Below are 23,727 nucleotides of genomic sequence, written 5' to 3' on the forward strand. Positions count from 1 at the left end.
GTAATCGGCGTTGTGTTGTCGGTCGTTCCGTAGCTACCGCTCACCCGAGCGGCTGACACTATGAGAAACGTAGACGTTTCCCCGAGCTCCGAACCGAACTGCGTCACGTTCGCTTTTGCTCGGCTCCCGCCGTACCCGGTCGACCTGTACACTCATTGTCGGACCGTGTCCCGTAACTGGTGACGACATCATGATCGACTCCACACGACGAACACCGTTCCGGTGTGTTCTCGGGAGACTGGCTCTGTACGAAGGTCCGGTCCCCGGTATCCTGGGAAACGACGCCCAACCAACCATCCCGGGCGTCGCCACCTTAGCCGACCGTGGATCGGTTACGATACTGGATCCTTTGTTGGAAGATACAAAATCTATTAAGAGATATATATCAGTAATAGAAACGCATTTTATCATTGAGTAAAGTGATGGTATCATGGCAGATAACAGACCATCGGCGAACAGGCGAAGGTTCTTAAAAACCGCGGGAGCCGCAGGGATCCTCGGCATATCCGGATGTGTCGGAGGCGACGGTGAGAATGGCGGCGAAAACGGCGGGACTACCGGTGACACCGACGACCCGACGGAGGTCACGTGGGTAATGAATCCCGCAGAAGAGGAGATCGATATTCGGGTACAGTATCAGCCACTGTTCGAGTATCTCGAATCGGAGGCGGACGTCGAGATCGTCGAGCAGCCCACTCAGAGCTACTCCGGAACAGCACAGGAACTCCGGCGCGCGTCCGAGGGCGACCGTGTCTTTGCGGACACCTCGCCCGGCGCGGTCGCACAGATCCCCGAGGAGATCGACGTCACGGGGCTGCGCGTTGCCTACGGGGCGGAACGGTACTTCTCGCTCATTACCACGAGAGCCGACAGCGATATCGAGGAACTGAGCGACATCGAAGGCGAGGTCTTCGCATCCGCGGGGGCGACATCCGTCTCCGGAACACTGTTCCCCCTCCTGATGCTCAGAAACGCGGGCCTCGATATCGGCAACGCACCCGCTGGCTCGCCCGAGGATTTCGACCTCAGGACCTCGGACCACTCCACCGCACGCGATCAGCTTATCAACGATGACCGGATCGCTGCCGCCGGTACCGGTGCGTTCTCGACGGCAGGGCACGTCCCACAGGAGCAGTTCGACGAGATGTCACAGGAGTTCGTCGATATCTCCGCGGAGTACGATAGCGCCGGCGAGCGAGACCCCGAGCTCCAACTGCTCGCCGTTTCCGACCCGATCCCGCGGGCCCCGATCGTGAGCAACGCCGCGTGGGACGAGCCGATCAAGGACGAACTCCGACAGCTCATGATCGACGCACCGGAGGAGGCGTTCCAGCACGAGTCACAGGCCGACATCGCGGAGGCACTCAGCATTGATCCCGAACTGCTCGACATGGAAGAAGACGAACTCTCCGAGGATGAACTCGATGACGTCCAGCTCGTTCAGGACCACGAACTGTGGTTCAGCGGCGTCGTCGAGGCAAGCGTCAGCGATTTCGACCCGGTCGCGGAGCTGGGTCAGGAGCTCGGGCTGGACTGGGCCAACCTCTAGGCGTCGGTTACTATGTATTTATTACTATGAGCTATATCGAAGTAGACGGTCTCACGAAACGATTTGGCGACACAGTTGCGCTCGACGACGTGTCCTTCTCGGTGCCCGAAGGAGAGTTCGTTATCGTTCTCGGCGTCTCTGGCTCCGGCAAATCCACCCTGTTACGGACGCTAAGTGGATTACTCTCACCGACCGATGGCGAGATAGTGATCGCCGGCGAGCCGATGGTTGACCCCCGCCCCGAAGTGGCGATGATCTTCCAACAGCACAACATCATCGGCGATATGACGGCGTACTCGAACTCGCTTTCCGGGGGCATCTATCGCTCCGGATTCTTTTCTAGTGTGTTGCAGCTACAGGACGAGAAGGAGAAACACCGGGCGCTTGACGCGCTCGACACTGTCGGCCTGCTGGAGGAGGCCCAACAGAAGGCGCGCAGCATGAGCGGTGGCCAACAACAGCGGGTCGGGATCGCCCGAGCACTCGTCCAGCAGCCGGAGGTCCTCCTCGCGGACGAGCCGGTCGCGAGCCTCGACCCGGGCAGCGCACAGGACGTGATGCGGTACTTGTTGGCCGCCTCGAAAGACCGTGGACTGACCACCTTCTGTAGTCTCCATCAAGTGAACATCGCGCGGAAGTTCGGACAGCGGTTCATCGGCCTGCGAAACGGCCACAAAGTGTTCGACGGGTACCGCGACGAACTCACGATCGACGCGATCGACACCATCTACGGTGATATCGATACCGATGGGATGTTTGTCGGTGGTGAAACGGCGGACAAAGAGAACGCAACACAGTGACACAAACGGAGCTGATCATCCAGTGAGAGACGATGACAACGACGTGGACGTAGGATCCGCCCACACCGATTCGAGTGAATCCGGCGACACGCCAACCACCGACGGTGGCGAGGAGATCGATAGCGATATGACTCCGGGTCGGATCGCGGAACAGTTCGAGAACATCAAACGGACGAGACGGCGCCGCGCAGTCGGCTGGGTCGCGCTCGCTGGGTTCCTCGTCTTTGCGACGATCCAGGCATTCGCCGCGACCGAACTACTCAACCCCGACGCGCGCCTCGAGACGTTCGTCGAGTCGCTGACCGGGTTCTTCCCGATCACGAGATACTTCGACGTAATCCCGTTCCTCGACATCAGCCAGTACATCTCGTTCATCCGCCAGGAGAACCTGCTGTACGACCCCGAGATCGGTGGGCTGTTGTTCCAGTTCCCGCCGAACCTGACCGACATGTATGCGTTCTTTTTCCAGGAGCTCGGGATCTTCCAGATCTTCGGTGAGGCCGGTATCACGCTCGCAATGGGATTCGTCGGGACCGTCATCGGGTTCCCGTTCGCGTTAGTGTTCGGGACGCTCGGCTCCGAACGTGTCACGCCGTTTCCGTTCAACTTCATCTTCCGTGGCACGATGTCGTTCATCCGGGCGATCCCGGCGATCATCTGGACGCTGATCTTCATTCCCTTCCTCGGACTGGGTCCTGCGTCCGCGGCGATCGCGATCGCGTTCGACACGATCGGGAACCTCGGACGCCTGTTCGTCGACGAACTCGAGGAGATCGAGGACGGGCCGATCGAGGCGATGCGGACGACCGGTGCGAACAAACCCCAGATCGTCTTCTTCGGCATGTTGAGTCAGGTTCGCACAGCGTTCATCGCGTGGACGCTGTACATCTTCGAGATCAACGTCCGGATCGGCGTCACCGTCGGCGTCATCGGCGCGGGCGGGCTGGGCTACGTCCTGACTGCTCAGCAGAATCTGCTGCGGTTCACCGAGATGATGGCGACGTTGCTCGCTATCTTCGTTCTCATCATCTCCGTCGAGCTGTTCAGCCAGCGGCTCCGATCGCGGCTCCGCTCGGACGACGTGGAAATGAGCCTGTGGGAGCTGATCACTGGCTTCCCGCAGCGGATGGCCGACTCGCTCATGCGGTAGACGTCTCTCCTTTTTTATCGCGCCGCGTCGATCTCGGCCACCGCTTTCAGCAGTTCCTCGTGGGCGTTCCCGTTCGATGCGACGAGGCCGCGACTCTGCGGGGTCCACGGCTCGCCGTCGAGGTCGGTGACCTCGCCACCGGCCCACCGGACCATCGCGACGCCCGCGACCGTATCCCAGGCGTTCGTCTCGACGTTCGTGAGAACGCCCTCGACAGAGCCAGCGGCAAGTAGCGATAGCGCCGCCTGCGCCGACCCGACCCGCCGGAGGTCGCCAAATCGGCGGACTATCGCGCCCGTTGCCGCGCCGTACTCCCGCCGCCGGTCCCGCGGCCACCAGACCGTCGGGACGACCTGAAACGTCTCCGGATCGGAGCGGTCGCTGACCGAAACTGGCTCCCCGTTCCGCCGGATACCCTCGGGCGTTCCGACGTAGGTGTCGCCCAGTGCCGGCATATCGTTTACCGCCGCGACCGCTTCGCCGTCGACGAGACAGGCGACGCTCGTCGCCCAGCGACGGTTCTCCCGGACGAAGTTGTTCGTCCCGTCGATCGGATCGACGATCCAGACGGTGCCCTCCTCCGGTAGCTCTCCGGTCGCGCTCTCCTCGCCGTAAATCGTGGCTTCGGGCATCGACTCCCGGATGCGTTCTTCGACCGCGGCTTCGGCCTTGCGGTCGGCCGCGGTGACGAGATCCGTCTTCTCCGATTTCTGCTCGACGTCGAGATCCGTCCGGAACGACGCCGCGGCGACTGCGCTCCCCGCGGCGGCGCTCTCCCGTGTGATCGTCGTCAACTGCTCGCAATCCGGCGTCCCGTCAGCGTCGGTCGACGTTCGGTCCATCCCAGAAAGTTCAGGTGCTAGGGGTTTAGCGGTGGCGATTTCGGCGACCGTTCGGAGCGGATCAGACGCGCTCGCGAAGCCGTTCCGCCCGGTCGAGAAACAGGTCGCGCGCTTCGCCGGGACGCCCCGGCGTCAGTTCGTGAGACAGGTCCGGAACCGGCGAGGGCGCAAACTCCGAGAGCAGTGTGTCGGCCTCGTATCTGAGCAACATGTCGTCGGCGTCCATCACCGCGGTCCACTGCTCGTCGGTCGGAGCGGGAACGTCCAGCCGTTCCCAGACGGCGGCGAGAATCTCCCGCTCCATGGAGTCGTACTCCTCGAGTTTGCGTTTCACTGGGCGGGGGACGTCGGTGATGTACGCCTCGCTTGCGTCGTGAAAGAGTCCGTAAAGCTGTACAAGCGGCCCGTACTCCTCGAGTTCACGGCTCACGTAGAGCGCGTGGGTCGCGACGGAGTAGTAGAACTGACACTGGCCGGCATACCGACAGGTGTTCGCCAGCCCGTGTGCGACGTCCTCGACCCTGACCGATGCTGGCTCCGGGTCGAGCGGGTCGAAGGCGACGCCGGAGTAGGTCTCGATGGCACTCGTTCCCTCGAAGTTCGGCATACCGACAGGATTGGCGAGCGGGGACTAAAGGGTGTCTACCGCTCCCGGCGTAGTCGAAGCTATTTTGCACCCGCTGGTCCGACGTGACAGCAAGACCCGGCACCTGGGTCGGAATACAGTATGTCCGGAGACCACAGCGACGGCGAGGCAACAGCGCAGGGTGAAGACGGCGAACCGGCGGGCGGCGACGACCCGTGGCTCGTCGTGCTCTGTGGGCTTCCCGGCGTGGGCAAGTCGACTGTCGGGGCGGTGGTCGCGGAGCGCCTCGGGGTGCGACGCCTTCGAACCGACGTGGTCCGCAAGGAACTGTACGACGACCCCCAGTACACCGACGAGGAGATAGCGAGCGTCTACCGCGAACTGCTCGACCGAACCAGGCAGACGGTCGAGGCGGGCGAATCAGCCGTTCTCGACGGGACGTTTGCAGCGCGCGACCGTCGACGCACTGTCCGGGAAATCGCGGAGGAAGCGGGCGCACGGTTTCGCCTGCTCGAAGTCGTCTGCGAGCGCTCGGTTGCAGAGGAGCGCATCGCCGACCGTGAGGGCGGTATGAGCGACGCGGATGTCGAGGTGTACCACCAGTTCCGCGAGGAGTTCCACCCTATCGAGATGTACCACGTCGCCATCGACAACTCCGGTACGGAGCAGGAGACCCGCGAGCAGGTCGCCCGGACGTTTCCCGATACCTAGCGAAGGCCCAGCACGTCCCGGGCGGCGCGTTCGACCGACTGCGTCTGTTCTTCGGGAGCGTAGACGCCGAGGCGCCAGCGCGCCCGCTCGGCCATCCGGATACCACGGACCAACTCCGAGGCGTCCTCCAGTTGCTGGACGACGCCGTCGACGACGACGCTCGTCGATGATTCCTTGAGTCGCGGACGGTCGGGGATGTCGACGATCACTGCGGCGGGGTCGACGCCTGCCGCTTCGGCGATCTCGCGCTCGGCCTGCCGTTCGTCCTCGTAGTCCACGTCCGTGATCTCTCGGGGGACGTTTTCGATGCCCGTCCAGACGGCGCGTTTGTAGAGGTCGCGGTGCTCCAGTCGCCGGCCGAGCGTCGGGACGTGCTCGGCCAGTGCGACCAGCAGGTCGTGGTCGGCCATCCGTCGGAACGACTCGATTCCGGTCTCGGTGGCGTCTAGATACTGCTCACAGGCCCGGTCGAGCATCGCACCGGCGATCCGGGAGACGTGATGACGGTAGACGATAGCGTTCATCAGCGCCCGCGAGAACAGCATCGACTCGGCCGTCGCGACGTTGCCCTCGCCGAGAGCGAGGTGGCCGTTCTCCAGTCGGAGTTCGCGGACGAGGCGTCCGTGGTCGATTGCGCCGTAGGGGACGCCGGTGTGGTGGGCGTCCCGGGAGAGGTAGTCCATCCGGTCGACGTCGAGTTCGCCCGAGACGAGCGAACCGAGTCGGCCTTCACCGGCGACGAGCGTGGCGACGCGCTCCGGATCGAGGTCGAGGCCCTCCAGTGCCTGACAGACGGGGCGGTCGGGATCGGTCAGTAGCCAGCCAACATCGTCGTGATCGTTCCCGGTCCGGCGGTGAATTACCTCCTCGGTCTGGTGGCCGTAGGGGCCGTGGCCCACGTCGTGGAGGAGCGCCGCGGCGCGGAGGTGGGCCGCGGTGTCGGCGTCGACGTCGAGATGTCCGATAGCGGTGTCGGCGAGGTGGTAGACGCCGAGGCTATGCTCGAACCGGGTGTGGTTGGCCGCGGGAAAAACCAGCCGAACGGTAGAGAGTTGCTTGACGTGGCGAAGCCGCTGGACGGTCGGGGTGTCGACCAGCGCTTCCGCCTCCGGACCGAGCGCGATGTAGTCGTGGACGCTGTCCTTGATCGGCTTCATTGTGGGGTGGACGAACCCCCGGTGCATTTCGTTTTCGACTCGCCGTGCGCCCCATCATTTTTGATCGCTGGCGATCCATCTTCGAGTATGACGCGAACTCGCGCACACGTGTTCGTCTCCGGTCGTGTCCAGGGCGTCTTCTACCGGGCGACGACCAAAGAGACGGCGGAATCGAACGCTGTCGACGGCTGGGTCAGGAACCTCGACGACGGCCGCGTCGAGGCAGTTTTCGAAGGCCCCGAAGAGGCCATCGAAGAGATGGTCGAATGGTGTCACACTGGCAGTCCCGCAGCGACTGTCGAGGACGTCGACGTGGAGTACGAGGAGCCACAGGGAGAGGACGGCTTCCGGATCCGGTACTAGCGGTCGGCCGTAATACGACCAATAGGGCCGGCTACTGGATACTGCAACTCTCGCACGGTCCGACGATAGTTTCCGAAGCTTTCTGCTCCAGAAATTGAAGTCAGGCGTACAAGACTCCAAGCGTGTAGTCAATCGTCCTATGCCCATATTTATTCCAGCCTGCTTGTTCTGAACAAACACGTCCGTGAGACTGTAAAGCAGTCACTCGAACATAATAATACATTCGACAGACTGCTTAGAGGTTAACAAAGACATTGTCAGTGAGTTAGACAAGATTAATACGCGAAAGACTGCAAATCGCCGGTGATGAATTGGTCCGACCCAGACCAGTGGCAGAATCAGCTGAACTTGGAGATTCTCGACCAGAACGCCCGCCAGGCCGATCCGATGGGCGAGGAGTTCGATTACGGCACGGAGTTCGAGACACTCGACCTCGAGGCCGTGAAGACGGACATCGAAGAGGTGATGACGACATCACAGGAGTGGTGGCCGGCTGACTACGGCCACTACGGCCCGTTGTTTATTCGGATGGCGTGGCACAGCGCCGGTACGTACCGAACCACCGACGGCCGCGGCGGCGCGTCCGGCGGAACCCAGCGGTTTGCACCCCTCAACAGCTGGCCGGACAACGCGAACCTCGACAAGGCGCGCCGCTTGCTCTGGCCGGTCAAGCAGAAGTACGGCCGCAAACTCTCGTGGGCCGACCTGATCGTCCTGGCCGGGAACTGCGCCCTGGAGTCGATGGGATTCGAGACGTTCGGCTTCGCCGGCGGGCGCGAGGATGCGTTCAAGCCCGACGAATCCGTCAACTGGGGGCCCGAGGAGGAGTTCGAGGCCCACCAGTCCGAGCGTCGTAACGAGGAGGGACAGCTCGACGAGCCAGTCGGGGCCAGCGTGATGGGGCTGATCTACGTGGACCCCGAGGGACCGAACGGTGAGCCGGACCCGCTTGCGTCGGCCGCGAACATCCGTGAGTCGTTCGGCCTCATGGCCATGAACGACGAGGAAACCGTCGCGCTCATCGCCGGAGGCCACACGTTCGGCAAATCCCACGGTGCCGACGACGAAGACCTCGGGCCAATCCCGGAAGAGGCCCCTATCGACGCGCAGGACCTCGGCTGGGAGAACGACCACGGCACCGGCAAAGGTCCCGACACGATCACCAGCGGCATCGAGGGCGCCTGGAACGGCACGCCGACGATGTGGGACACCTCCTACCTCGACAACCTGCTCGACTACGAGTGGGAGGTAGAGGAAGGCCCCGGTGGTGCGGTACAGTGGGCACCGACAGACGAAGCCGCACAGGACACCGTCCCGGACGCCCACGATCCGTCGGAGAAACACGCGCCCATGATGATGACGACGGACATCGCGCTCAAGGAAGACCCCGAGTACCGGGAGATCGTCGAGCGCTTCCGCGAGAACCCCGACGAGTTCCAGCAATCCTTCGCAAAGGCGTGGTACAAACTGATCCACCGCGACATGGGCCCGCCGACCCGGTTCCGCGGTCCCGAGGTTCCGGACGAGGAGATGCTGTGGCAGGACCCCATCCCCGAAGCCGACTACGACCTGATCGGGCAGGACGATGTCGCCGCACTCAAAGAGGAGATCCTCGACTCGGACCTGTCCGTGCCCCAACTGGTCAAGACCGCATGGGCCTCGGCGTCGACGTACCGCGACAGCGACAAACGCGGCGGCGCAAACGGTGCCCGTCTCCGCCTCGAACCCCAGAAGCACTGGGAGGCGAACGAGCCGGAACAACTGGACACCGTGCTGGAGACCCTGGAAGGGATCCAGACAGAGTTCAACAGCACACAGTCCGACGGGACGCGAGTCTCGCTCGCTGACCTGATCGTTCTGGGTGGCTCTGTGGCCATCGAGCAGGCTGCGGAAGACGCCGGCTACGACGTCGATGTCCCGTTCGAGCCGGGACGGACGGACGCCTCGCAGGAACAGACCGACGTCGACTCGTTCGACGCGCTCAAACCGGCGGCGGACGGGTTCCGTAACTACCTCGGCAGCGACGCCGACCGACCGGCCGAGGAAGTACTGGTTGACAACGCGGAACTGCTGAATCTGGCGGCCGACGAGATGACGGTTCTGGTCGGCGGCATGCGCGCACTGAACGCCACCTATCAGGATACCGACCTCGGTGTGTTCACTGACCGACCGGAGACGCTGACCAACGACTTCTTTGTGAACCTGCTCGATATGGATACGGAGTGGGAAGCGGCCCCGGACTCCGAGAACGTGTTCGAGGGGCGCAACCGTGAGACGGGCGAAGTCAGGTGGAGAGGCACCCGCGTGGACCTCATCTTCGGTTCGAACTCCCGGCTTCGGGCGCTCGCGGAAGCCTACGGTGCCGACGACGCAGAGGAGAAATTCGTGCATGACTTCGTGGATGCGTGGACCAAAGTGATGACTCTCGACCGGTTCGATCTCGAGTAATCACGGCCCGGAATCCGGGCTGGTATCTCCCGACAACGCCCGGTCCCGATCTCCTGTCTCGGCTTCTGTTTTTTCGCTGTCGACGCCGAGCCTCCAGCATCGTTTTGTCGCCGGACGCCGAACCTCGCTATATGATCACGAGCGAGCGCATGGCCGCGGTAGACGCGAACGCCGAGGCGCTTGGCGTCCCGCGGAAACAGCTCATGGAGTCGAGCGGTAACGCCGTCGCCCAGGCCGTCCGAGACGTCGCCGAGCGGGGTACCCGAGTCGTCGTCGTCGCCGGCCGGGGCAACAACGGCGGCGACGCCTTCGTCGCGGCGCGCTTTCTCGACGCATACGACGTCTCGGTCCACCTGCTGGGCCGGGCAGAGACCATCACGACCGATATCGCACGGGAGAACTGGGATGCTCTGCGGCAGGGCGAGTACGATATCGAGGCGGTCAGAGACTCGGCCCAGATCGCACTGCCCGACGCGGACGTCGTGGTCGACGCGATGCTGGGCACTGGCGTCACCGGCGCACTGCGAGAACCGGCCGCGAGCGCCGCCGAAGCGATCAACGCGAGCGATGCGACGGTCCTCTCGGTCGACGTCCCCTCCGGTGTCGACGCGGACACGGGCAATGCGCCGGGCGTCGTAGTCGAGGCCGATCACGTAGTGACGTTTCACGACGCGAAGCCGGGGCTCGAAGCAGTCGACGCCGATATCACGGTGGCCGATATCGGCATCCCCGCGGCCGCCGAGTTGTTCGTCGAACGCGGCGACCTGCACTCGCTCGCGCGCGATCCGCAGAGCCACAAGGGCGACCACGGCACGGTGCTGGTAATCGGCGGTGGCCCCTACTCCGGCGCACCCGCGCTCTCCGCGCACGCCACCCTCCGCGCCGGCGCGGATCTGGTCTACGTCGCGACGCCCGAATCAGTCGCCGACGCCGTCGCGGGCTACTCCGAGAACCTCATTGTCGAGGCCCTGCCCGGCGACCGTATCGCGCCGGTCCACGTCGACACCTTGCTCTCGCTCGCCGCGGACGTCGACACGGTGCTCGTCGGCCCCGGACTGGGTACCGCCGAAGGGAGCCTCGACGCTGTCAGCGAGTTCCTCGCATCCTACGACGGGCGCGCGGTCGTCGACGCCGATCCGGTCCGGGTCGTCCCGGATGTCGAGACCGACGCACAGCTCGTCTGCACGCCCCATCAGGGCGAACTGGCGGCGATGGGCGGCCCGCGCGAGGAGGACTGGCGCGAGCGCGCCGACGCCGTCGAAGCCTTCGCCGGAGAGGTCGGCGCGACACTACTGGTCAAGGGTGCCTACGACATCGTGAGCGACGGCGAGCGAACGCGAGTCAACAGAACGGGCAACCCCGGCATGACCGTCGGGGGCACGGGTGACGTGCTGGCTGGGGTCACCGCCGCCCTGGTCGCGACGCTCGACGACTCCGTACAGGCCGCGGGCATCGCGGCGTACGCGAACGGCACTGCGGGCGATCTGGCCGTCGAAGATCACGGCTACGGGCTGGTCGCCACTGATCTCCCACCGCTGGTCGCCCGGGCGCTGTGGGGTGATGGCGATGAGTGAGGAGGACGGTGCGACCGAGACCCCGGCCGACGAACTAACGCACGTCGACGACTCCGGCGATGCGCAGATGGTCGACGTGGGCGACAAGCCCGACAGCGACCGCCGGGCCGTCGCCGAGGGCGCGATCCGGCTTCAGCCGTCAACGGTCGAGGCGATCCGGGCCGACGACGTAGAGAAGGGCGACGTGCTGGCGACGGCGCGGATCGGCGCGATACAGGCGGTCAAACACACCTGGGAGACGATTCCACTGTGCCACCAGATCCCGGTCTCGAACGTCGACGTGGATTTCGAGGTCGAAGACGACCGCGTCGGCCTCGCCGTCGCCGTCGAGACCACCGGGAAGACCGGCTGTGAGATGGAAGCCCTCGAAGGTGTGACGACCGGTCTGAACGTCGTCTGGGACATGGTCAAAGCCGCCGAGAAGGACGCCGACGGCCAGTATCCGGACACCAGAATCGAGAACGTACACGTCGCACAGAAACGTAAGGAGCGACTGTGAGTATCCAGCGATGACTGTTCTCGATCCACCGCCACTGGCCGACGCGCTCGACGCTCGCTCGGGCCTCGTCTGCGTCGTCGGCGCGGGCGGCAAGAAGACGACGCTGTACGCGCTTGCGAACCGACTCGACCGGGCCATCGTCACCGCGACGGTTCGGATTCCGATCTTCGACAGCCAGGTCTCCGAAGTCGTCGTGACCGAGGATCCGATCACGGCGGCCCGCGAGACCGACGAGTGGCCGCTCGGTCTCGTCCCGGAGCGCGAGCGCGAGGACCGGTATCTGGGCTACGACCCCGAGACCGTCGACGCGCTCGCCGACGCGGACGTCGAAGCGCCGATACTCGTGAAGGCCGACGGCGCACGGACGCGACTGCTGAAAGCGCCCGCCGAACACGAACCGCAGATCCCCGCCGGGGCGGATACCGTCCTCCCCATCGCGAGCATCCGGGCGGTCGGCAAACCGCTCACTGACGAGTACGTCCACCGGCCCGAGCGCGTGGCGGCGATCACGGACCTATCGGTCGGCGACGAGATCCGCCCTCAGACCGTCGCGGGCGTCCTGACGAGCGATTTCGGTGCGCTCAAGGGCGTTCCCGAGAGCGCTACCGTGATCGCAGTCGTCAACATGGTCGACGATGCGGCGGCCCTCGACGTAGCGAGAGAGATCGGGACGCGGGTCCGCGAGGAGCCACGGATCGACGCCGTTGCGCTCACTGCGATGATCGAGGAGGACCCGGTTCGCGAACTCCTCGACTGACCGGCCCGGAAACACGGACCGGACTCACTCGAACTCGGCGGTCGCCTCGTCGAACTCTTCGTTCGTATTGAGGTTTCTGAACGTCTGCAGGTCGGCGTGATCGCGAACCGCGTCTTCCTCCACCGTGACGTACTCGATCCGGTCGAGTGCGGCGAGAACCTTCCGCTCACCGGCGTCGAGGGCGCGCTCACAGGCATCCGCCATCGCCTCGGCGCGGTAGACGGCCTGCGTGGTCTGGTACCAGCCATCATCGAGTAGCGGAACTGCGCCGTCGTGGCCTGCGGCGCGGTCGAACAGGAACTCCACGAACGAGGGGTCGACGAAGGGCATGTCGCAGGCGACGACGAAGGCGTACCCGGAATCGACGGCGCGGAGGCCGGTCATCATCCCTGCTGTCGGCCCGGCATCGGGGCGTTCGTCCTCGGCGATACTGACGGGGGCATCGTAGCCAGCCATCGCCGACTTTATCGCCGCACGCTGGTCGGCCCGGCAGTTGATGACGACCGAGTCGACCTCCTCCGCGACGGCGTCTGCGACGCGCCGGATCATCGGCGTCCCCCCGAGGTCGGCAACGGCTTTGTCCTGGTCGCCAAAGCGCGTCGAGCGTCCCCCTGCGATAATCACGGCCGTAGACATACTCCGACTATCGACTTGCGGGGTAAAAGCCCCTGTGGGAGCCGCGGCTCTCAGCGATCAGAAAGCTGTCGGAGAGCCTGATATAGCGTCCAGAGGTCGCAGTCGAACCGGTCGGCGAGTCCCTGACAGACGTCGAGATACTCCCTGTACTGGTCGAGCGTGGGCGGATCGGGGTATGGCTCCGAGAGGTAGTCGGCGTCGTGCAGGACGTCCCACTCCGTCTCGCTGACGACGAGATAGCGGTCGGGATCGATAAAGAACAGGAACGCCGATGCAACGGTGATGTCCACGCCGGAGAGCGCAGTGAGAGAATCGGTTGCGGCGTCGAGCGTGTCTGCGTTCGCGGCGTCGACGACTGCCCGTTTTATCTCCCGCCGGTCGTTCTCCTCGAACTCGTCTTCGAGGGCGCGTCGCTCGCGGTTCGAGACCGCGCCCAGTTCGCGGCGGTAGTACCACTCGACGATCCAGATGGCGTCCCGGCGGCCGAACTCACCGTTCTTGAACGCCGCGGGAAGCGTCTCGATGGACTCCTGCTCGACCGTATAAAACGGCGCGTCCCGTTCGTACTCCGTCGCTGATTGTTCGATGAGCGCTCGAGTTAGCTCCATCGTGTCCAGTGTCGAGCGCCGGCGTTGTGAGCATTGCCCCATCTGATCCATAACTAGTCAGATATCGTAGGATAACTTGATGAGTGCTGAACTGTCATTATATATCATAGGCACCTCAACAGGGAGGCTTCAACTATGTCAAGCGATAACCAAGAACCAGTCAAAACGATCTGTCCGTACTGTGGTGTCGGCTGCGGAATCAAAGTGCAGCAAGGCGATGAACCGGGCGACGTTCGCTTCATGCCGTGGGGCGACGCACCGGTCAACGAGGGGCGCGTCTGTATCAAGGGCGGCGCGGCGACAGAGGTCGTCGACCACGAGGACCGTCTGACAGACCCGATGATCAAGGAGGACGGCGAGTTCCGGGAGGCATCGTGGGAGGAAGCGTACGACCGGATCGTTTCGGAGATGGAACACATCCGGGACGAGTACAACCCGGACGCCATGGGCTTTTACGGCTCCTCGAAGACGATGAACGAGGAGAACTACCTGCTCCAGAAACTCGCCCGCCGCTACGGCACCAACAACGTCGACAACTGCACGCGGATGTGTCACGCCTCGACGGTGTGGGCGCTCCGGACGAGTCTGGGTGCGGGCGCAATGACCAACAGCATGGCGGACCTCGAGGAGGCCGCCGACGTGTTCTGGATCCAGGGGGCGAACCCCGGCGAACAGCACCCCATCGCCAACAGCCAGTACTTCCGACAGGCCGTTCTGGAGGGGGCCACCGTCATCCAGGTCGACCCACACGCCAACAAGACCACCCGGTCGTTCAGTATCGACGAGACCGACCGCCACATGCATCTCCAGTTGAATCCGGGAACCGACATCCCGCTCCTGAATATCGTACTCAAGACCGTTCTGGAGAACGACTGGATCGACGAGGAGTTCATCGCCGAGCGGACGGAAGGGTTCGACGACCTGAAGGAGACGCTAGAGGACTTCGACAAGGAGGAGGCCGCCGAGCAGTGTGGCGTCCCGCTCGAAGATATCGAACTCGCCGCGGAGAAGTACGCGAAGGCGAACAACGCGGCCATCTTCACCGGAATGGGGATGAGCCAGCACGCCTGTGGCGTCGACAACGTCCAGAACGAGATCAACCTCGCGCTGACCACCGGTAATCTCGGCCGCCCCGGCACGGGCGTGAACCCGCTGCGCGGCCAGAACAACGTGCAGGGGACCTGTGACGTCGGTGCGATGCCGAACGTCCTGCCGGGCTACCAGCTAGTCGACGACGACGAGGCCCGCGAGAGCGTCGAAGAGGAATGGGGCTTCGAGATACCGGACGAACCCGGACTGACCAACGTCGAAATCTCGAACGCCGCGGGAAGCTCCGTTCACGGACTCTACATCATGGGCGAGAACCCAGTGATGTCCGAACCGGATGCCAACGAGGTGCGAGAGCGCTTCGAGGAACTGGAGTTCATGGTCCTCCAGGACATCTTCATGACGGAGACAGCCAAGTTCGCCGACGTGATCTTGCCGGCGACGACCTGGGCCGAGCGCGACGGCACCGTCACGAACACCGACCGGCGCGTCCAGCGGATGCGCGGCGTCGACAAGGTCCACGAGAACACGAAACACGACCTCGAGATCCTGATGGAGATGGGCAGTCGGCTGTTCGACGAGGAGACGTTCCGGTTCGAGGACGTCGAAGCCGTCTTCGAGGAGCTCCGGCAGGTCTGTCCGAGCTATCACGGAATGACCTACGAACTGCTCGGCGAGGAGGGCCTCCACTGGCCTTGCTACGAGATCGGTGACGAGGGCGATCCGTTCCTCTACGAGGAATCCTTCGACACCGAGAACGGACTCGGTCAGATCGAGGGTGTCGTCCACCAGCCACCGAGGGAGGTGCCCGACGAGGAGTACCCGCTCACGCTCACCACCGCACGCCTCGAAGAGCACTACAACACGGGGACGATGAGTCGACGCTCGCCGACGCTCAAGCGCCAGCACCCCGAGAACTTCGTCGACGTCCACCCCGAGGACGCCGAGCGGTACGGTATCGAGGACGGCGATTACGTCACTCTGAAATCCCGACGGGGTGAGATCACGCTGAAAGCGCAGGTCACGACTGACATCAAGGAGGGCTCGGTCTGGACGACGCCACACTTCGCCGAGGCGTCCGCGAACGTCCTGACGAACAACGTCCTCGACGAGCGGGCGAAGATCCCCGAGTACAAGGCTGCAGCAGCCGAGGTCGACGTCGGTATCGAGCCAGCCGACGAATCACCCGCGGACGACTGACGTGATCGCTCACGAGCGGTGCGGACACGCCCCGCCCGGGAACTCCCGGGTGGGACCGAACCGAGAGTCCCGACTGGCGTACCGATGACGGAGCCACTCACGCCCGACCGGCTCCTCCGCGTGGACCTCTCGACGCGGTCCGTGACGAGCGAGCGCGTCCCGAAGCCGTGGCTACGGAAGTTCATTGGAGGCAAAGGACTCGGCGCACGCTACCTCTACGACGAACTGGCCCCGGGTACCGATCCCCTCGGTCCGGAGAACGTCGTCCTGTTCATGCTGGGCCCGCTCACCGGCGTCCTGCCGGGCGACGCCCGGTACGCCGCCGTCACGAAGTCACCGCTGACTGGAACCTTCCTGGATTCCTACGGTGGCGGGGAGTTCCCGGCAGTACTGGCTGGAGCACTCGACGACCATATCGGGGTGCTGGTCGAAGGCGAGGCGAGCGAACCGCTTCGGCTCGACATCGAGTCCGGCGACGCTACCCTCGAACCGAGCGACAACTGGGGCGAGGACACCGTTTCGACCGCGGAGAGCCACGACGGGGCAGTCGCCTGTATCGGCCCCGCAGGCGAAGGGCGCGTGGCCTACGCGACGATTGCCTCTGACGCTGGCGAGCACCACGCAGGGCGGGGCGGTGCCGGTGCGGTACTCGGGGCCAAGCGTCTGAAAACGGTCGTCGCACGGGGCGACCCCCCGACCGGTCTGGAGACGCTTCGGGAGCGCTACGAGGAGCGCTACGAGAGCGACGCGGCAACCGGCTGGCACCGGGCCAGCGGCACGGTCGAGAGCATCGATTTCGCCGACGCCGTCGGTGCGCTCGCCGCCGAGGGGTGGCAGCAACGCGGCGTCGACGACGTCGATGCCGTGGGAATCGAAGCCGTCCGGGAACACGCCACCGAGCGCGAACGACCTGACGACGCCGCACCGGGCGACTTCCGTATCGAGACCGACACCGGAGAGAGCGTCCCGCGCGGCGGGACTGCGATGTCGCTCGGCGCGGGCCTCGGTATCGACGAGTTCGATGCCGTCGTCGAACTGGGCGCGCTCTGTGACGACCTCGGCATCGACCTGATCAGCGCCGGCAGTGCAGTCGCCTGGACGATCAGGGCGAGCGAAGACGGTATACTGGACAGGAAGATCGACTTCGGTGATCCCGTCGGGGCGCGACGGCTACTCCAAGAGATCGCGACCCGTGACACGCCCCTCGGTGACGTTCTGGCCGAGGGGATCGATGCGGCGGCACACCGGTTCGGTGGGCGAGAACTCGTCCCGACGGTCAAGGCGATGGCACTGCCCGCCTACGATCCCCGGGGAGCGCCGAGTATGGCGCTCGCGTACGCCACCAGTGATCGAGGTGCCTGCCACCGCCGAGCACTCCCCATCGAGAACGAAGTGTTCGAGGACGGCTGGACGCCAGAGCGCGTCGCAACTGCCGTGGCCGAGGAGCAAGACCGCAGAGCGGTCCTCTGGAGTCTCGTCCTCGACGACTTCGTCGCGCCCGTGTTCAGCGACCTCGGGGCGGAGTGGCTTGCTGCGGCCGGCGTCGTCCCCGATACCGACCTGCGCACTGTCGGCGAACGCATCTGGACGCTCACGCGCCTGTTCAACGTCCGCGAGGGGTTCGACAGAGCAGACGACGCGCTCCCGCCCTCGCTCGCCGGAGACGACGGCATCGATCCCGAATCGTTCGAGACGACGCTCGACCGATACTACGAGGTCCGCGAGTGGACCGCCGACGGCCGCCCGACGCGTACGCTACTGGACCGTGTCGGACTGGATAACGTCGACAGGAACGGCTTAAATGGGTTGCCGGTGCAGTCCGATATCTGATCCCCGAGGGATGCAAGCATATATTAACCCACTATATTCGTTAATATATTCGAGATGGTACTCTCAGATCGCCTGAAATAACTATAATAGTTGATCTGTGGAAACATTCCGTGCAGGGGGAGTTACAATATGTCAATGAATGCTGTCGTATACCAAGGGGAATACGACGTAGCGATCGAAGAGGTAGATGAACCGGAAATTCAACATCCGAACGATGTCGTGATAGATATCACTACGTCGGCCATCTGTGGGTCCGACCTCCACATGTACGAGGGCCGCACTGCGGCGGAACCCGGCATCGTCTTTGGTCACGAGAACATGGGGGTCGTGAGCGAAGTCGGTGAGGCCGTCAGTACGCTGGAGGAGGGCGACCGGATCGTCCTGCCGTTCAACGTTGCCTGCGGGTTCTGTCAGAACTGCGAGGATGGATTCACCGGATTCTGTACGAACGTCAACCCCGGCTTTGCCGGTGGGGCGTACGGATACGTCGCGATGGGACCGTACAAAGGCGGGCAGGCGGAGAAACTGCGCGTTCCGTACGCGGACTTCAACGCGCTCAAACTGCCCGAGGGAGAGGAACACGAGGACGCGTTCGCACTGCTGGCCGACATCTTCCCGACGGGCTGGCACGGGACCGAGCTGGCGAATCTCCAGCCCGGAGAGTCCGTTGCTATCTTCGGTGCCGGACCGGTCGGGCTGATGGCCGCCTACAGCGCCAGTATCAAGGGCGCGTCGGAAATCTACGTTGTCGATCAGGTGCCGAGCCGACTGGAACTCGCCGAAGAGCACTGTGATGCGACGTCGATCAACTTCACCGAAGGAGATCCGGTCGAGCAGATCATCGATGAACACGGCGGCGAGGTCGACAAAGGCGTCGACGCGGTCGGCTATCAGGCGACCGATCCCGATGACGTCGACACCGATACCGATGAGTACGCGTACGACCCGGCCAAGGAGAACCCGGCGGTCGTCCTGAACCAGCTGATCAAGGTCGTCCGTCCGACCGGTCAACTCGGGGTGCCGGGGCTGTACGTCCCCGAAGACCCCGGCGCGCCGGACGAAATGGCCGCGCAGGGTCGACTCGGCATCGACTTCGGCAAGTTCTTCGAGAAGGGTCTCAAAGTCGGCACTGGCCAGTGTAATGTTAAACAGTACAACCGCCAGCTACGCGACCTGATCATCGAAGGGCGCGCCGACCCGTCGTGGGTGGTCTCTCACAGAGTCGATCTGGAGGAAGCACCCGAGATGTACGAGCAGTTCGACGCGCGCGAAGAAGGCGTTATCAAAGTGCTGCTCGAACCGTAGCGCGACGCCCTCTCTTCGATTTTTTAGGCTTGCAGCCAGGCTTTCGGATGGTGTTCTTTTAGGTGTGAGTGGTAGGATTTGATAGCCTCGGGGAACGTTTCCGCGAAGGCCGCCCACTCACATTTACTACAACCGTGTTCAACCCACTGTCCTTCCTGCTCCATGTAGTTCGCCGAATTCATGCTTGACCTCGTTACCGCCGATCGGTTATCTCACCCGGTACCTAGAACCTCATGCATAAGTATTTATTGTCCCACGTTGTATATTCACAGGGACCCTGCGAAATCGAACCCGGCAGGCCAACTCATATATTCTCTCCCGTAAACGCTATCGTATGTGTAAGTACTGCACGGCGGCGTTCAGCGAGGGGTGGTCACAGTTGCTCGAATACGACGACGTGTACCAGTCCGCAATGTCGACCGACTCAGCATCGACCCACGGCTTCCACGAGGAGTGGGACGACCTCAGAGAGACGTTCGAGGGCTAGAGCGGGAAACCGCCTTACAGCGGGAACGGATCCGTCGCTGGCCGCCAGTCTTCTCCGTCCGCCTCCTGGGCCAGACAGCCGTCCAGTTCGTCGGTTATGCGTGCTTCGTCGAGTGATTGTCCGATGAAGACGAGTTCCGTTCGCGGGTCGTCTCGTTCGGGGTCCCACGTCCCGATGGGTCCCGCCTCGACGGAGGGTCCGGCCTGACTGAGCCCGATCACGTCGTCGTCTCGGCCAGCGATCCGACAGATCCCTTTCGCCCGGATCACATCGCCCGTCCAGTCGTCGAGCCAGTCGGCGAACTGATCGGGGTGGAAGGGCTGTCGCTGGCGGTAGACGAACGAACTGACCCCATGAGCCTCGGCCACCGAATGCCCGTCCTCGTGGTCGTGGCCGTCCCCGCTCAGTTGCCGTTTCCAGCCCTGTGACTGCTGTGCCGCCTCGAAGTCGAACCGGCCCGTATCGAGGACGAGTTCCGGATCGATCGCCGAGTACTCCGTCCGCTCGATGTGGGCACGCGGCTGGAGTTCGGTAACTGTCTCCTCTATCTCGTCGATGACGTCCTCCGATAGCGTATCCGTCTTGTTGAGCAACAACACGTCACAGAACTCGATTTCGTCGATCATCACAGCCGAGAGCGGCCGTTCGACGTCCTCGTTTGGCTCACGGTCCTCCGGATCGAACTCCTTCCAGAAGCCGAAACTATCCAGTACGGTCACCATCGTATCCAGTTCGAGACTGGCTCCCCCGGCCACCGCGTCGTCCTCGATGTCGAGTAGCGTTCGAGCGATGGGAACTGGCTCGCTGATCCCCGACGCCTCCACGACGAGCACGTCGAACTCCCGGCTTTCCGCGAGCCGTGTCGCCTCCGTCGCAAGGTCGTCACCCAGTTCACAACAGATACAGCCGTTCGAGAGGTCGACGACACCCTCTTCGTCGTCTCCTTCTCTGGCGATCAGATCCGCGTCCACGTTCACCTCTCCCATGTCGTTGACGATGACGGCTATCCTCCGGTCGCCGGGGTTCGACAGGAGGTAGTTGACCAATGTCGTCTTCCCCGCGCCCAGATAGCCAGAAACTACCGTCACCGGAATCGCGTTCGTGTTGTTCTCCCCCATACGTACGTGTTCATCTCCGAAAGCAAAAGCCCCACCCTCGTCAGGCCGATTCGACGGCCGGAGAGAGGTCGCGCGCTTTCGCCCGCGATTGCTCGACGACCGTCGGTCTGGCCTCGAAATCGACCAGCACGTCGTCGTCGCCGTAGTTCACGTCGTTGACCTGTGCGTTGTCGTGGATCCACGAGACGATGCTCATCGTCTCGTCGGTCATCGGCATGACGAGTCGTTCGTGCTCCCATGCGGGTAGTTCCTGGTCGATGCGTTCGATCAGGCGCTCGACGTTCTCGCCCTCTTTCCCGCTCACGGCGACCGGGTTCGGGGCGAGCGCCGACAGCGCCGCGCGCTTCTCCGCGAGTTCCTCGTCGTCGACCTTGTCGATCTTGTTCAGCACCGTCACGATCGGCGCTTCGTTGCGCTCGTAGAGGGTGTCGTGACTCGTCACGACTTTCTCGCGGATCTCCTCGACCGGATCGGTGACGTCGACGACGAGCAACACCAGATCGGCCCGGTAGACCTGATCCAGCGTCGACTTGAACGACTCGACGAGCCAGTGGGGGAGATCACTGATAAAGCCGACCGTGTCGGTCAGCAGGACGTCCCGCCGACTCGTCTCCATCTGTCGGGTCGTCGTCCCGAGCGTAGTGAAGAGGCGGTCTTCCGACTCCGCGGTGGCGTCGAGGTCGGGATGAAGCTCCTCGTTTTCGTCGACATCCAGATCGGACGCTAACTGTCGCATCAGCGTCGACTTGCCGGCGTTCGTGTAGCCCGCCAGCGCGACGAGGTCGAACCCGGATTCCCGGCGTTGCTTTCGCCGGTTCGCCTCGGTTTTCTCGATCTGTTCGAGTTCGTCCCGGATGTTGCTGATCTGCTTTTTGATGTCCTGCTCGCGGCCCTCGTCATACTCGCCGAGACCCATAAAGCCTGGCCGCTCGTCGCGTTTTGCCAGGCTGGCCTTGGTTTCGGCTCGCGGAAGTTCGTACCGTAGCTCCGCGAGTTCGACCTGTAACTGGGCCTTGCGCGTCTGGGCGCGCTGGCCGAAGATATCGAGGATCAGGGTGAAGCGATCGATCACCTCGATCCCCGTCGGAAGTTTCTGTCCCAGGTTGTAGGTCTGGTACGGATCGAGGCGGTTGTCGAAGATGACGGCCTCGACGTCCTCCTGGGCGGCGAGCACCGCCAGTTCTTCGACCTTCCCTTCGCCCATCCCGAGGGCTGGATCTTCAGTCCGGGTCTGAGTTACCTCGCCGACGACAGTGTAGCCCGCCGCACGGGCGAGGTCACTGATCTCGGACGTATCTGGCGTGCCGGAATCGACGCGTTTTGCGATTATCGCGTTCATGTGAGTGAGCCTGTCCGCTATAGCAGAGGATAGACGCTCGACGCGTATTAAATGCCGGTACGGCATCGACGAAACACTTAGCCTCGATGAGTGATACGTCAGAGCTATGCACCGCCGCCGACTCCTCGCGCTGTCCGGCGCCCTCTTTGCCGTCCCGCTCGCCGGCTGTTCGTCGTCGGACGACGGTGACGAGCAAGCGCCCGAGCCAGTCGTCGAATCGGTTCGGTATCCCGACCCGTACCTGCCGGAGCGGGACGTGCTGGACGTCACGCCGGTCCCCGAGGACAGCACGCCGATCACGGAGAGAGTCGGGAACGCAGGCAACACCGGCGAGGTCGACGTCGCACTGACGCTGCTGGAGAGTGCGGAGGACGAAACCGATGGCGGGACGGTCTACACCGGCAGCACCGATCGTGTTCGAAGAATCACAATCGACGAAGCCGGGATAGGGGAGGTATCCTTCGAGGGCATCGCTACGGGATACGACACCTACTGGATCGACGCGCGCCCGGCCAGCCTCACCGCCACTGTGACGAACGAGAGCGAGGACGGCCGCGTTGTCGTCTCAGTGTCGTCGCCCGACGGCTCATCGGTCCACGCCGAGGAACGGATCGACCTGGCGGCGGGAGACACTACCGAGCTAACCTTTCGTGGCTACTACGTCGCGATGTCGGCGGATGACCTGGTCGTAGAGGCGTCCGCGGCGTGAGTCCCTCGGAGCCTCAGTTCCGCCAGGGGTAGATCCCCATCGTCTCGACGGAATCGAGCCGTCTGCGTTCGTCCTTCGTAAAGTCGACGTCGAGCGCGGCGATGTTCTGGTCGAGTTGCTCCAGCGTGCTGACGCCGATGACGGGGACGGTGGGCTGTTCGCGGTCGAGTAGCCACGCGAGCACAACCTGATTGCCGTTCAGAGCCTTCTCGTCGGCGATTTCCTCGACGATATCGCGTTTGACCCGGTTTTCGGTATTGACGTAGCCCTCGGGGATGCCCCGGTCGTCGCGGCCGTAACAGCCACTCAGGGTCGGCGAGTACGGCAGGACGGTCAGGTCCTCGTGGTCGGCGTAGGAGAGTAGTTCGTCGGTTCCTTGCACCTGCCCGCCGAAGTCGGCCCCACGGTTGGGCGCGTAGTACGAAAAGCGGGGCTGGACGCACTGGTACGGCGTCAGGCCCTGCTCCTCGGCGATCCGGTTCGCGCGGGCCAGTCGCCACCCGAGGAAGTTGCTGGCTCCGAGATGGCGAACCGTGCCCGCATCGACGGCGCGCTGGAACGCGCGCATCGTCTCCGCCTGTGGCGTGTCGAAGTCGTCGACGTGGGCGTACAGCAGGTCGAGTTGGTCGATGCCGAGACGGTCGAGGCTTCCCGCAATCTCTCCCTCGATAACGTCCGGTGCGAGGCTCTGTGGTGTCTCGCCGAAATTGAAGCCGAGTTTGCTGGCGATGGTCATCTCCTCGCGGACGCCGCGCTCGTTCAGCCACTCGCCGAGGAGCGGTTCGCTCTGGGGTTCGTCGTACCCCTCCATCCACGTCGCGTAGTTGTTCGCCGTGTCGAGGAAGCGTCCGCCCGCCTCGTAGTACCGGTCGAGCAGGTCGAACGAGGTGGCGCGGTCGACCTCGGTACCAAAGAGCATCGGACCGAGACAGAGAGAACTGACCGTTTCGCCGGTCGTACCGAGCGGTGTCGTCTGCATGCGACTATGTGGACACCGTCGGCTGAAAAGTGT

At 63.7% G+C, this 23,727-nt stretch carries 22 protein-coding genes; 14 read left to right on the forward strand and 8 right to left on the reverse strand.

Going from position 1 to position 23,727, the window contains the following annotated elements:
• Positions 1 to 430: 430 nt before the first annotated feature.
• The 3 genes from ACFQL3_RS07120 to phnE all read left to right on the forward strand — a co-directional run bounded on the left by ACFQL3_RS07120 (position 431) and on the right by phnE (position 3,499).
• Complete coding sequence (locus ACFQL3_RS07120) at positions 431 to 1,549, forward strand: phosphate/phosphite/phosphonate ABC transporter substrate-binding protein (RefSeq protein WP_377052731.1); 1,119 nt, start codon at positions 431 to 433, stop codon at positions 1,547 to 1,549.
• Between the two features lie 26 nt (positions 1,550 to 1,575).
• On the forward strand, positions 1,576 to 2,349 hold the full coding sequence (locus tag ACFQL3_RS07125; protein ID WP_377052733.1) for a phosphonate ABC transporter ATP-binding protein: 774 nt from the start codon (positions 1,576 to 1,578) through the stop codon (positions 2,347 to 2,349).
• Positions 2,350 to 2,476: 127 nt separating this feature from the next.
• Positions 2,477 to 3,499, forward strand: coding sequence for a phosphonate ABC transporter, permease protein PhnE (gene phnE / locus ACFQL3_RS07130; RefSeq protein WP_377057048.1), 1,023 nt, complete (start codon positions 2,477 to 2,479; stop codon positions 3,497 to 3,499).
• Between the two features lie 14 nt (positions 3,500 to 3,513).
• On the opposite strand, the gene ACFQL3_RS07135 is transcribed toward phnE, so the two are convergent.
• Complete coding sequence (locus tag ACFQL3_RS07135) at positions 3,514 to 4,341, reverse strand: inositol monophosphatase family protein (protein ID WP_377052735.1); 828 nt, start codon at positions 4,339 to 4,341, stop codon at positions 3,514 to 3,516.
• A gap of 61 nt (positions 4,342 to 4,402) precedes the next feature.
• Positions 4,403 to 4,948 carry a hypothetical protein gene (locus ACFQL3_RS07140; RefSeq protein WP_377052737.1) on the reverse strand — a complete coding sequence of 182 codons (546 nt, stop codon included), beginning with the start codon at positions 4,946 to 4,948 and terminating at the stop codon, positions 4,403 to 4,405.
• A 120-nt stretch (positions 4,949 to 5,068) separates the two neighbouring features.
• On the opposite strand from ACFQL3_RS07140, the gene ACFQL3_RS07145 reads away from it, so the two are divergent.
• A complete protein-coding gene (locus ACFQL3_RS07145; RefSeq protein WP_377052739.1) occupies positions 5,069 to 5,638 on the forward strand; it encodes an AAA family ATPase in 570 nt (189 codons plus the stop codon).
• On the opposite strand, the gene ACFQL3_RS07150 is transcribed toward ACFQL3_RS07145, so the two are convergent.
• Complete coding sequence (locus ACFQL3_RS07150; RefSeq protein WP_377052741.1) at positions 5,635 to 6,795, reverse strand: HD domain-containing protein; 1,161 nt, start codon at positions 6,793 to 6,795, stop codon at positions 5,635 to 5,637. The two genes, ACFQL3_RS07145 and ACFQL3_RS07150, sit on opposite strands and share 4 nt — an antisense overlap.
• An 87-nt stretch (positions 6,796 to 6,882) precedes the next feature.
• Between ACFQL3_RS07150 and ACFQL3_RS07155 the strand changes: the two genes are divergently transcribed.
• The 5 genes from ACFQL3_RS07155 (at position 6,883) to yqeC (ending at position 12,436) form a co-directional block, all read left to right on the forward strand.
• Positions 6,883 to 7,158, forward strand: a complete 276-nt coding sequence (locus ACFQL3_RS07155; RefSeq protein WP_377052743.1) for an acylphosphatase — start codon at positions 6,883 to 6,885, stop codon at positions 7,156 to 7,158.
• A 306-nt stretch (positions 7,159 to 7,464) separates the two neighbouring features.
• The gene (katG, locus tag ACFQL3_RS07160; RefSeq protein ID WP_377052745.1) at positions 7,465 to 9,606 is read left to right on the forward strand and encodes a catalase/peroxidase HPI; all 2,142 of its coding nucleotides are present in this window, start codon (positions 7,465 to 7,467) and stop codon (positions 9,604 to 9,606) included.
• Positions 9,607 to 9,737: 131 nt separating this feature from the next.
• Positions 9,738 to 11,180 carry an NAD(P)H-hydrate dehydratase gene (locus ACFQL3_RS07165; RefSeq protein ID WP_377052747.1) on the forward strand — a complete coding sequence of 481 codons (1,443 nt, stop codon included), beginning with the start codon at positions 9,738 to 9,740 and terminating at the stop codon, positions 11,178 to 11,180.
• On the forward strand, positions 11,173 to 11,679 hold the full coding sequence (moaC, locus tag ACFQL3_RS07170; protein ID WP_377052749.1) for a cyclic pyranopterin monophosphate synthase MoaC: 507 nt from the start codon (positions 11,173 to 11,175) through the stop codon (positions 11,677 to 11,679). Before ACFQL3_RS07165 ends, moaC begins: the two co-directional genes overlap by 8 nt.
• A gap of 10 nt (positions 11,680 to 11,689) precedes the next feature.
• On the forward strand, positions 11,690 to 12,436 hold the full coding sequence (gene yqeC / locus ACFQL3_RS07175; RefSeq protein ID WP_377052751.1) for a selenium cofactor biosynthesis protein YqeC: 747 nt from the start codon (positions 11,690 to 11,692) through the stop codon (positions 12,434 to 12,436).
• A 24-nt stretch (positions 12,437 to 12,460) separates the two neighbouring features.
• On the opposite strand, the gene ACFQL3_RS07180 is transcribed toward yqeC, so the two are convergent.
• Positions 12,461 to 13,072: a molybdenum cofactor guanylyltransferase gene (locus tag ACFQL3_RS07180; RefSeq protein ID WP_377052753.1), complete on the reverse strand. Its 612-nt coding sequence runs from the start codon at positions 13,070 to 13,072 to the stop codon at positions 12,461 to 12,463.
• A gap of 50 nt (positions 13,073 to 13,122) precedes the next feature.
• Positions 13,123 to 13,680, reverse strand: coding sequence for a hypothetical protein (locus ACFQL3_RS07185; protein WP_377052755.1), 558 nt, complete (start codon positions 13,678 to 13,680; stop codon positions 13,123 to 13,125).
• A 135-nt stretch (positions 13,681 to 13,815) separates the two neighbouring features.
• Here ACFQL3_RS07185 and fdhF point away from each other — a divergent pair, with 135 nt between their 5' ends.
• The 4 genes from fdhF (at position 13,816) to ACFQL3_RS07205 (ending at position 19,549) form a co-directional block, all read left to right on the forward strand.
• The gene (fdhF, locus tag ACFQL3_RS07190) at positions 13,816 to 15,927 is read left to right on the forward strand and encodes a formate dehydrogenase subunit alpha (protein ID WP_377052757.1); all 2,112 of its coding nucleotides are present in this window, start codon (positions 13,816 to 13,818) and stop codon (positions 15,925 to 15,927) included.
• A gap of 84 nt (positions 15,928 to 16,011) precedes the next feature.
• Positions 16,012 to 17,757 carry an aldehyde ferredoxin oxidoreductase family protein gene (locus tag ACFQL3_RS07195; protein ID WP_377052759.1) on the forward strand — a complete coding sequence of 582 codons (1,746 nt, stop codon included), beginning with the start codon at positions 16,012 to 16,014 and terminating at the stop codon, positions 17,755 to 17,757.
• Between the two features lie 135 nt (positions 17,758 to 17,892).
• Positions 17,893 to 19,062 carry a glutathione-independent formaldehyde dehydrogenase gene (locus ACFQL3_RS07200; protein WP_377057050.1) on the forward strand — a complete coding sequence of 390 codons (1,170 nt, stop codon included), beginning with the start codon at positions 17,893 to 17,895 and terminating at the stop codon, positions 19,060 to 19,062.
• A gap of 334 nt (positions 19,063 to 19,396) precedes the next feature.
• Entirely contained in the window at positions 19,397 to 19,549 is a 153-nt protein-coding gene (locus ACFQL3_RS07205) for a hypothetical protein (protein ID WP_377052761.1), read from the forward strand.
• Between the two features lie 14 nt (positions 19,550 to 19,563).
• Here the strand turns inward: ACFQL3_RS07205 and ACFQL3_RS07210 are convergent, their stop codons facing one another.
• Both ACFQL3_RS07210 and hflX read right to left on the reverse strand, forming a co-directional pair.
• A complete protein-coding gene (locus ACFQL3_RS07210; protein ID WP_377052763.1) occupies positions 19,564 to 20,667 on the reverse strand; it encodes a CobW family GTP-binding protein in 1,104 nt (367 codons plus the stop codon).
• Positions 20,668 to 20,707: 40 nt separating this feature from the next.
• A complete protein-coding gene (gene hflX, locus ACFQL3_RS07215) occupies positions 20,708 to 22,006 on the reverse strand; it encodes a GTPase HflX (RefSeq protein WP_377052765.1) in 1,299 nt (432 codons plus the stop codon).
• Positions 22,007 to 22,112: 106 nt separating this feature from the next.
• Between hflX and ACFQL3_RS07220 the strand changes: the two genes are divergently transcribed.
• Positions 22,113 to 22,715: a hypothetical protein gene (locus ACFQL3_RS07220; protein ID WP_377052767.1), complete on the forward strand. Its 603-nt coding sequence runs from the start codon at positions 22,113 to 22,115 to the stop codon at positions 22,713 to 22,715.
• Between the two features lie 13 nt (positions 22,716 to 22,728).
• Here ACFQL3_RS07220 and ACFQL3_RS07225 read toward each other — a convergent pair whose 3' ends face one another.
• Positions 22,729 to 23,694 (reverse strand): aldo/keto reductase, encoded by a 966-nt coding sequence (locus tag ACFQL3_RS07225; RefSeq protein ID WP_377052769.1) that lies wholly within the window; start codon positions 23,692 to 23,694, stop codon positions 22,729 to 22,731.
• Positions 23,695 to 23,727 lie beyond the last annotated feature (33 nt).

Source organism: Natronoarchaeum sp. GCM10025321, from assembly GCF_042663585.1.
Classification (GTDB): Archaea; Halobacteriota; Halobacteria; order Halobacteriales; family Natronoarchaeaceae; genus Natranaeroarchaeum.

What these genes read in the sequence shown, in the direction of transcription:
- ACFQL3_RS07120 (WP_377052731.1), top strand. Translation starts at nt 431, where the DNA reads ATGGCAGATAACAGACCATCGGCGAACAGGCGAAGGTTCTTAAAAACC.
- ACFQL3_RS07125 (WP_377052733.1), top strand. Translation starts at nt 1,576, where the DNA reads ATGAGCTATATCGAAGTAGACGGTCTCACGAAACGATTTGGCGACACA.
- phnE (WP_377057048.1), top strand. Translation starts at nt 2,477, where the DNA reads ATGACTCCGGGTCGGATCGCGGAACAGTTCGAGAACATCAAACGGACG.
- ACFQL3_RS07135 (WP_377052735.1), bottom strand. Translation starts at nt 4,341, where the DNA reads ATGGACCGAACGTCGACCGACGCTGACGGGACGCCGGATTGCGAGCAG.
- ACFQL3_RS07140 (WP_377052737.1), bottom strand. Translation starts at nt 4,948, where the DNA reads ATGCCGAACTTCGAGGGAACGAGTGCCATCGAGACCTACTCCGGCGTC.
- ACFQL3_RS07145 (WP_377052739.1), top strand. Translation starts at nt 5,069, where the DNA reads ATGTCCGGAGACCACAGCGACGGCGAGGCAACAGCGCAGGGTGAAGAC.
- ACFQL3_RS07150 (WP_377052741.1), bottom strand. Translation starts at nt 6,795, where the DNA reads ATGAAGCCGATCAAGGACAGCGTCCACGACTACATCGCGCTCGGTCCG.
- ACFQL3_RS07155 (WP_377052743.1), top strand. Translation starts at nt 6,883, where the DNA reads ATGACGCGAACTCGCGCACACGTGTTCGTCTCCGGTCGTGTCCAGGGC.
- katG (WP_377052745.1), top strand. Translation starts at nt 7,465, where the DNA reads ATGAATTGGTCCGACCCAGACCAGTGGCAGAATCAGCTGAACTTGGAG.
- ACFQL3_RS07165 (WP_377052747.1), top strand. Translation starts at nt 9,738, where the DNA reads ATGATCACGAGCGAGCGCATGGCCGCGGTAGACGCGAACGCCGAGGCG.
- moaC (WP_377052749.1), top strand. Translation starts at nt 11,173, where the DNA reads ATGAGTGAGGAGGACGGTGCGACCGAGACCCCGGCCGACGAACTAACG.
- yqeC (WP_377052751.1), top strand. Translation starts at nt 11,690, where the DNA reads ATGACTGTTCTCGATCCACCGCCACTGGCCGACGCGCTCGACGCTCGC.
- ACFQL3_RS07180 (WP_377052753.1), bottom strand. Translation starts at nt 13,072, where the DNA reads ATGTCTACGGCCGTGATTATCGCAGGGGGACGCTCGACGCGCTTTGGC.
- ACFQL3_RS07185 (WP_377052755.1), bottom strand. Translation starts at nt 13,680, where the DNA reads ATGGAGCTAACTCGAGCGCTCATCGAACAATCAGCGACGGAGTACGAA.
- fdhF (WP_377052757.1), top strand. Translation starts at nt 13,816, where the DNA reads ATGTCAAGCGATAACCAAGAACCAGTCAAAACGATCTGTCCGTACTGT.
- ACFQL3_RS07195 (WP_377052759.1), top strand. Translation starts at nt 16,012, where the DNA reads ATGACGGAGCCACTCACGCCCGACCGGCTCCTCCGCGTGGACCTCTCG.
- ACFQL3_RS07200 (WP_377057050.1), top strand. Translation starts at nt 17,893, where the DNA reads ATGAATGCTGTCGTATACCAAGGGGAATACGACGTAGCGATCGAAGAG.
- ACFQL3_RS07205 (WP_377052761.1), top strand. Translation starts at nt 19,397, where the DNA reads ATGTGTAAGTACTGCACGGCGGCGTTCAGCGAGGGGTGGTCACAGTTG.
- ACFQL3_RS07210 (WP_377052763.1), bottom strand. Translation starts at nt 20,667, where the DNA reads ATGGGGGAGAACAACACGAACGCGATTCCGGTGACGGTAGTTTCTGGC.
- hflX (WP_377052765.1), bottom strand. Translation starts at nt 22,006, where the DNA reads ATGAACGCGATAATCGCAAAACGCGTCGATTCCGGCACGCCAGATACG.
- ACFQL3_RS07220 (WP_377052767.1), top strand. Translation starts at nt 22,113, where the DNA reads ATGCACCGCCGCCGACTCCTCGCGCTGTCCGGCGCCCTCTTTGCCGTC.
- ACFQL3_RS07225 (WP_377052769.1), bottom strand. Translation starts at nt 23,694, where the DNA reads ATGCAGACGACACCGCTCGGTACGACCGGCGAAACGGTCAGTTCTCTC.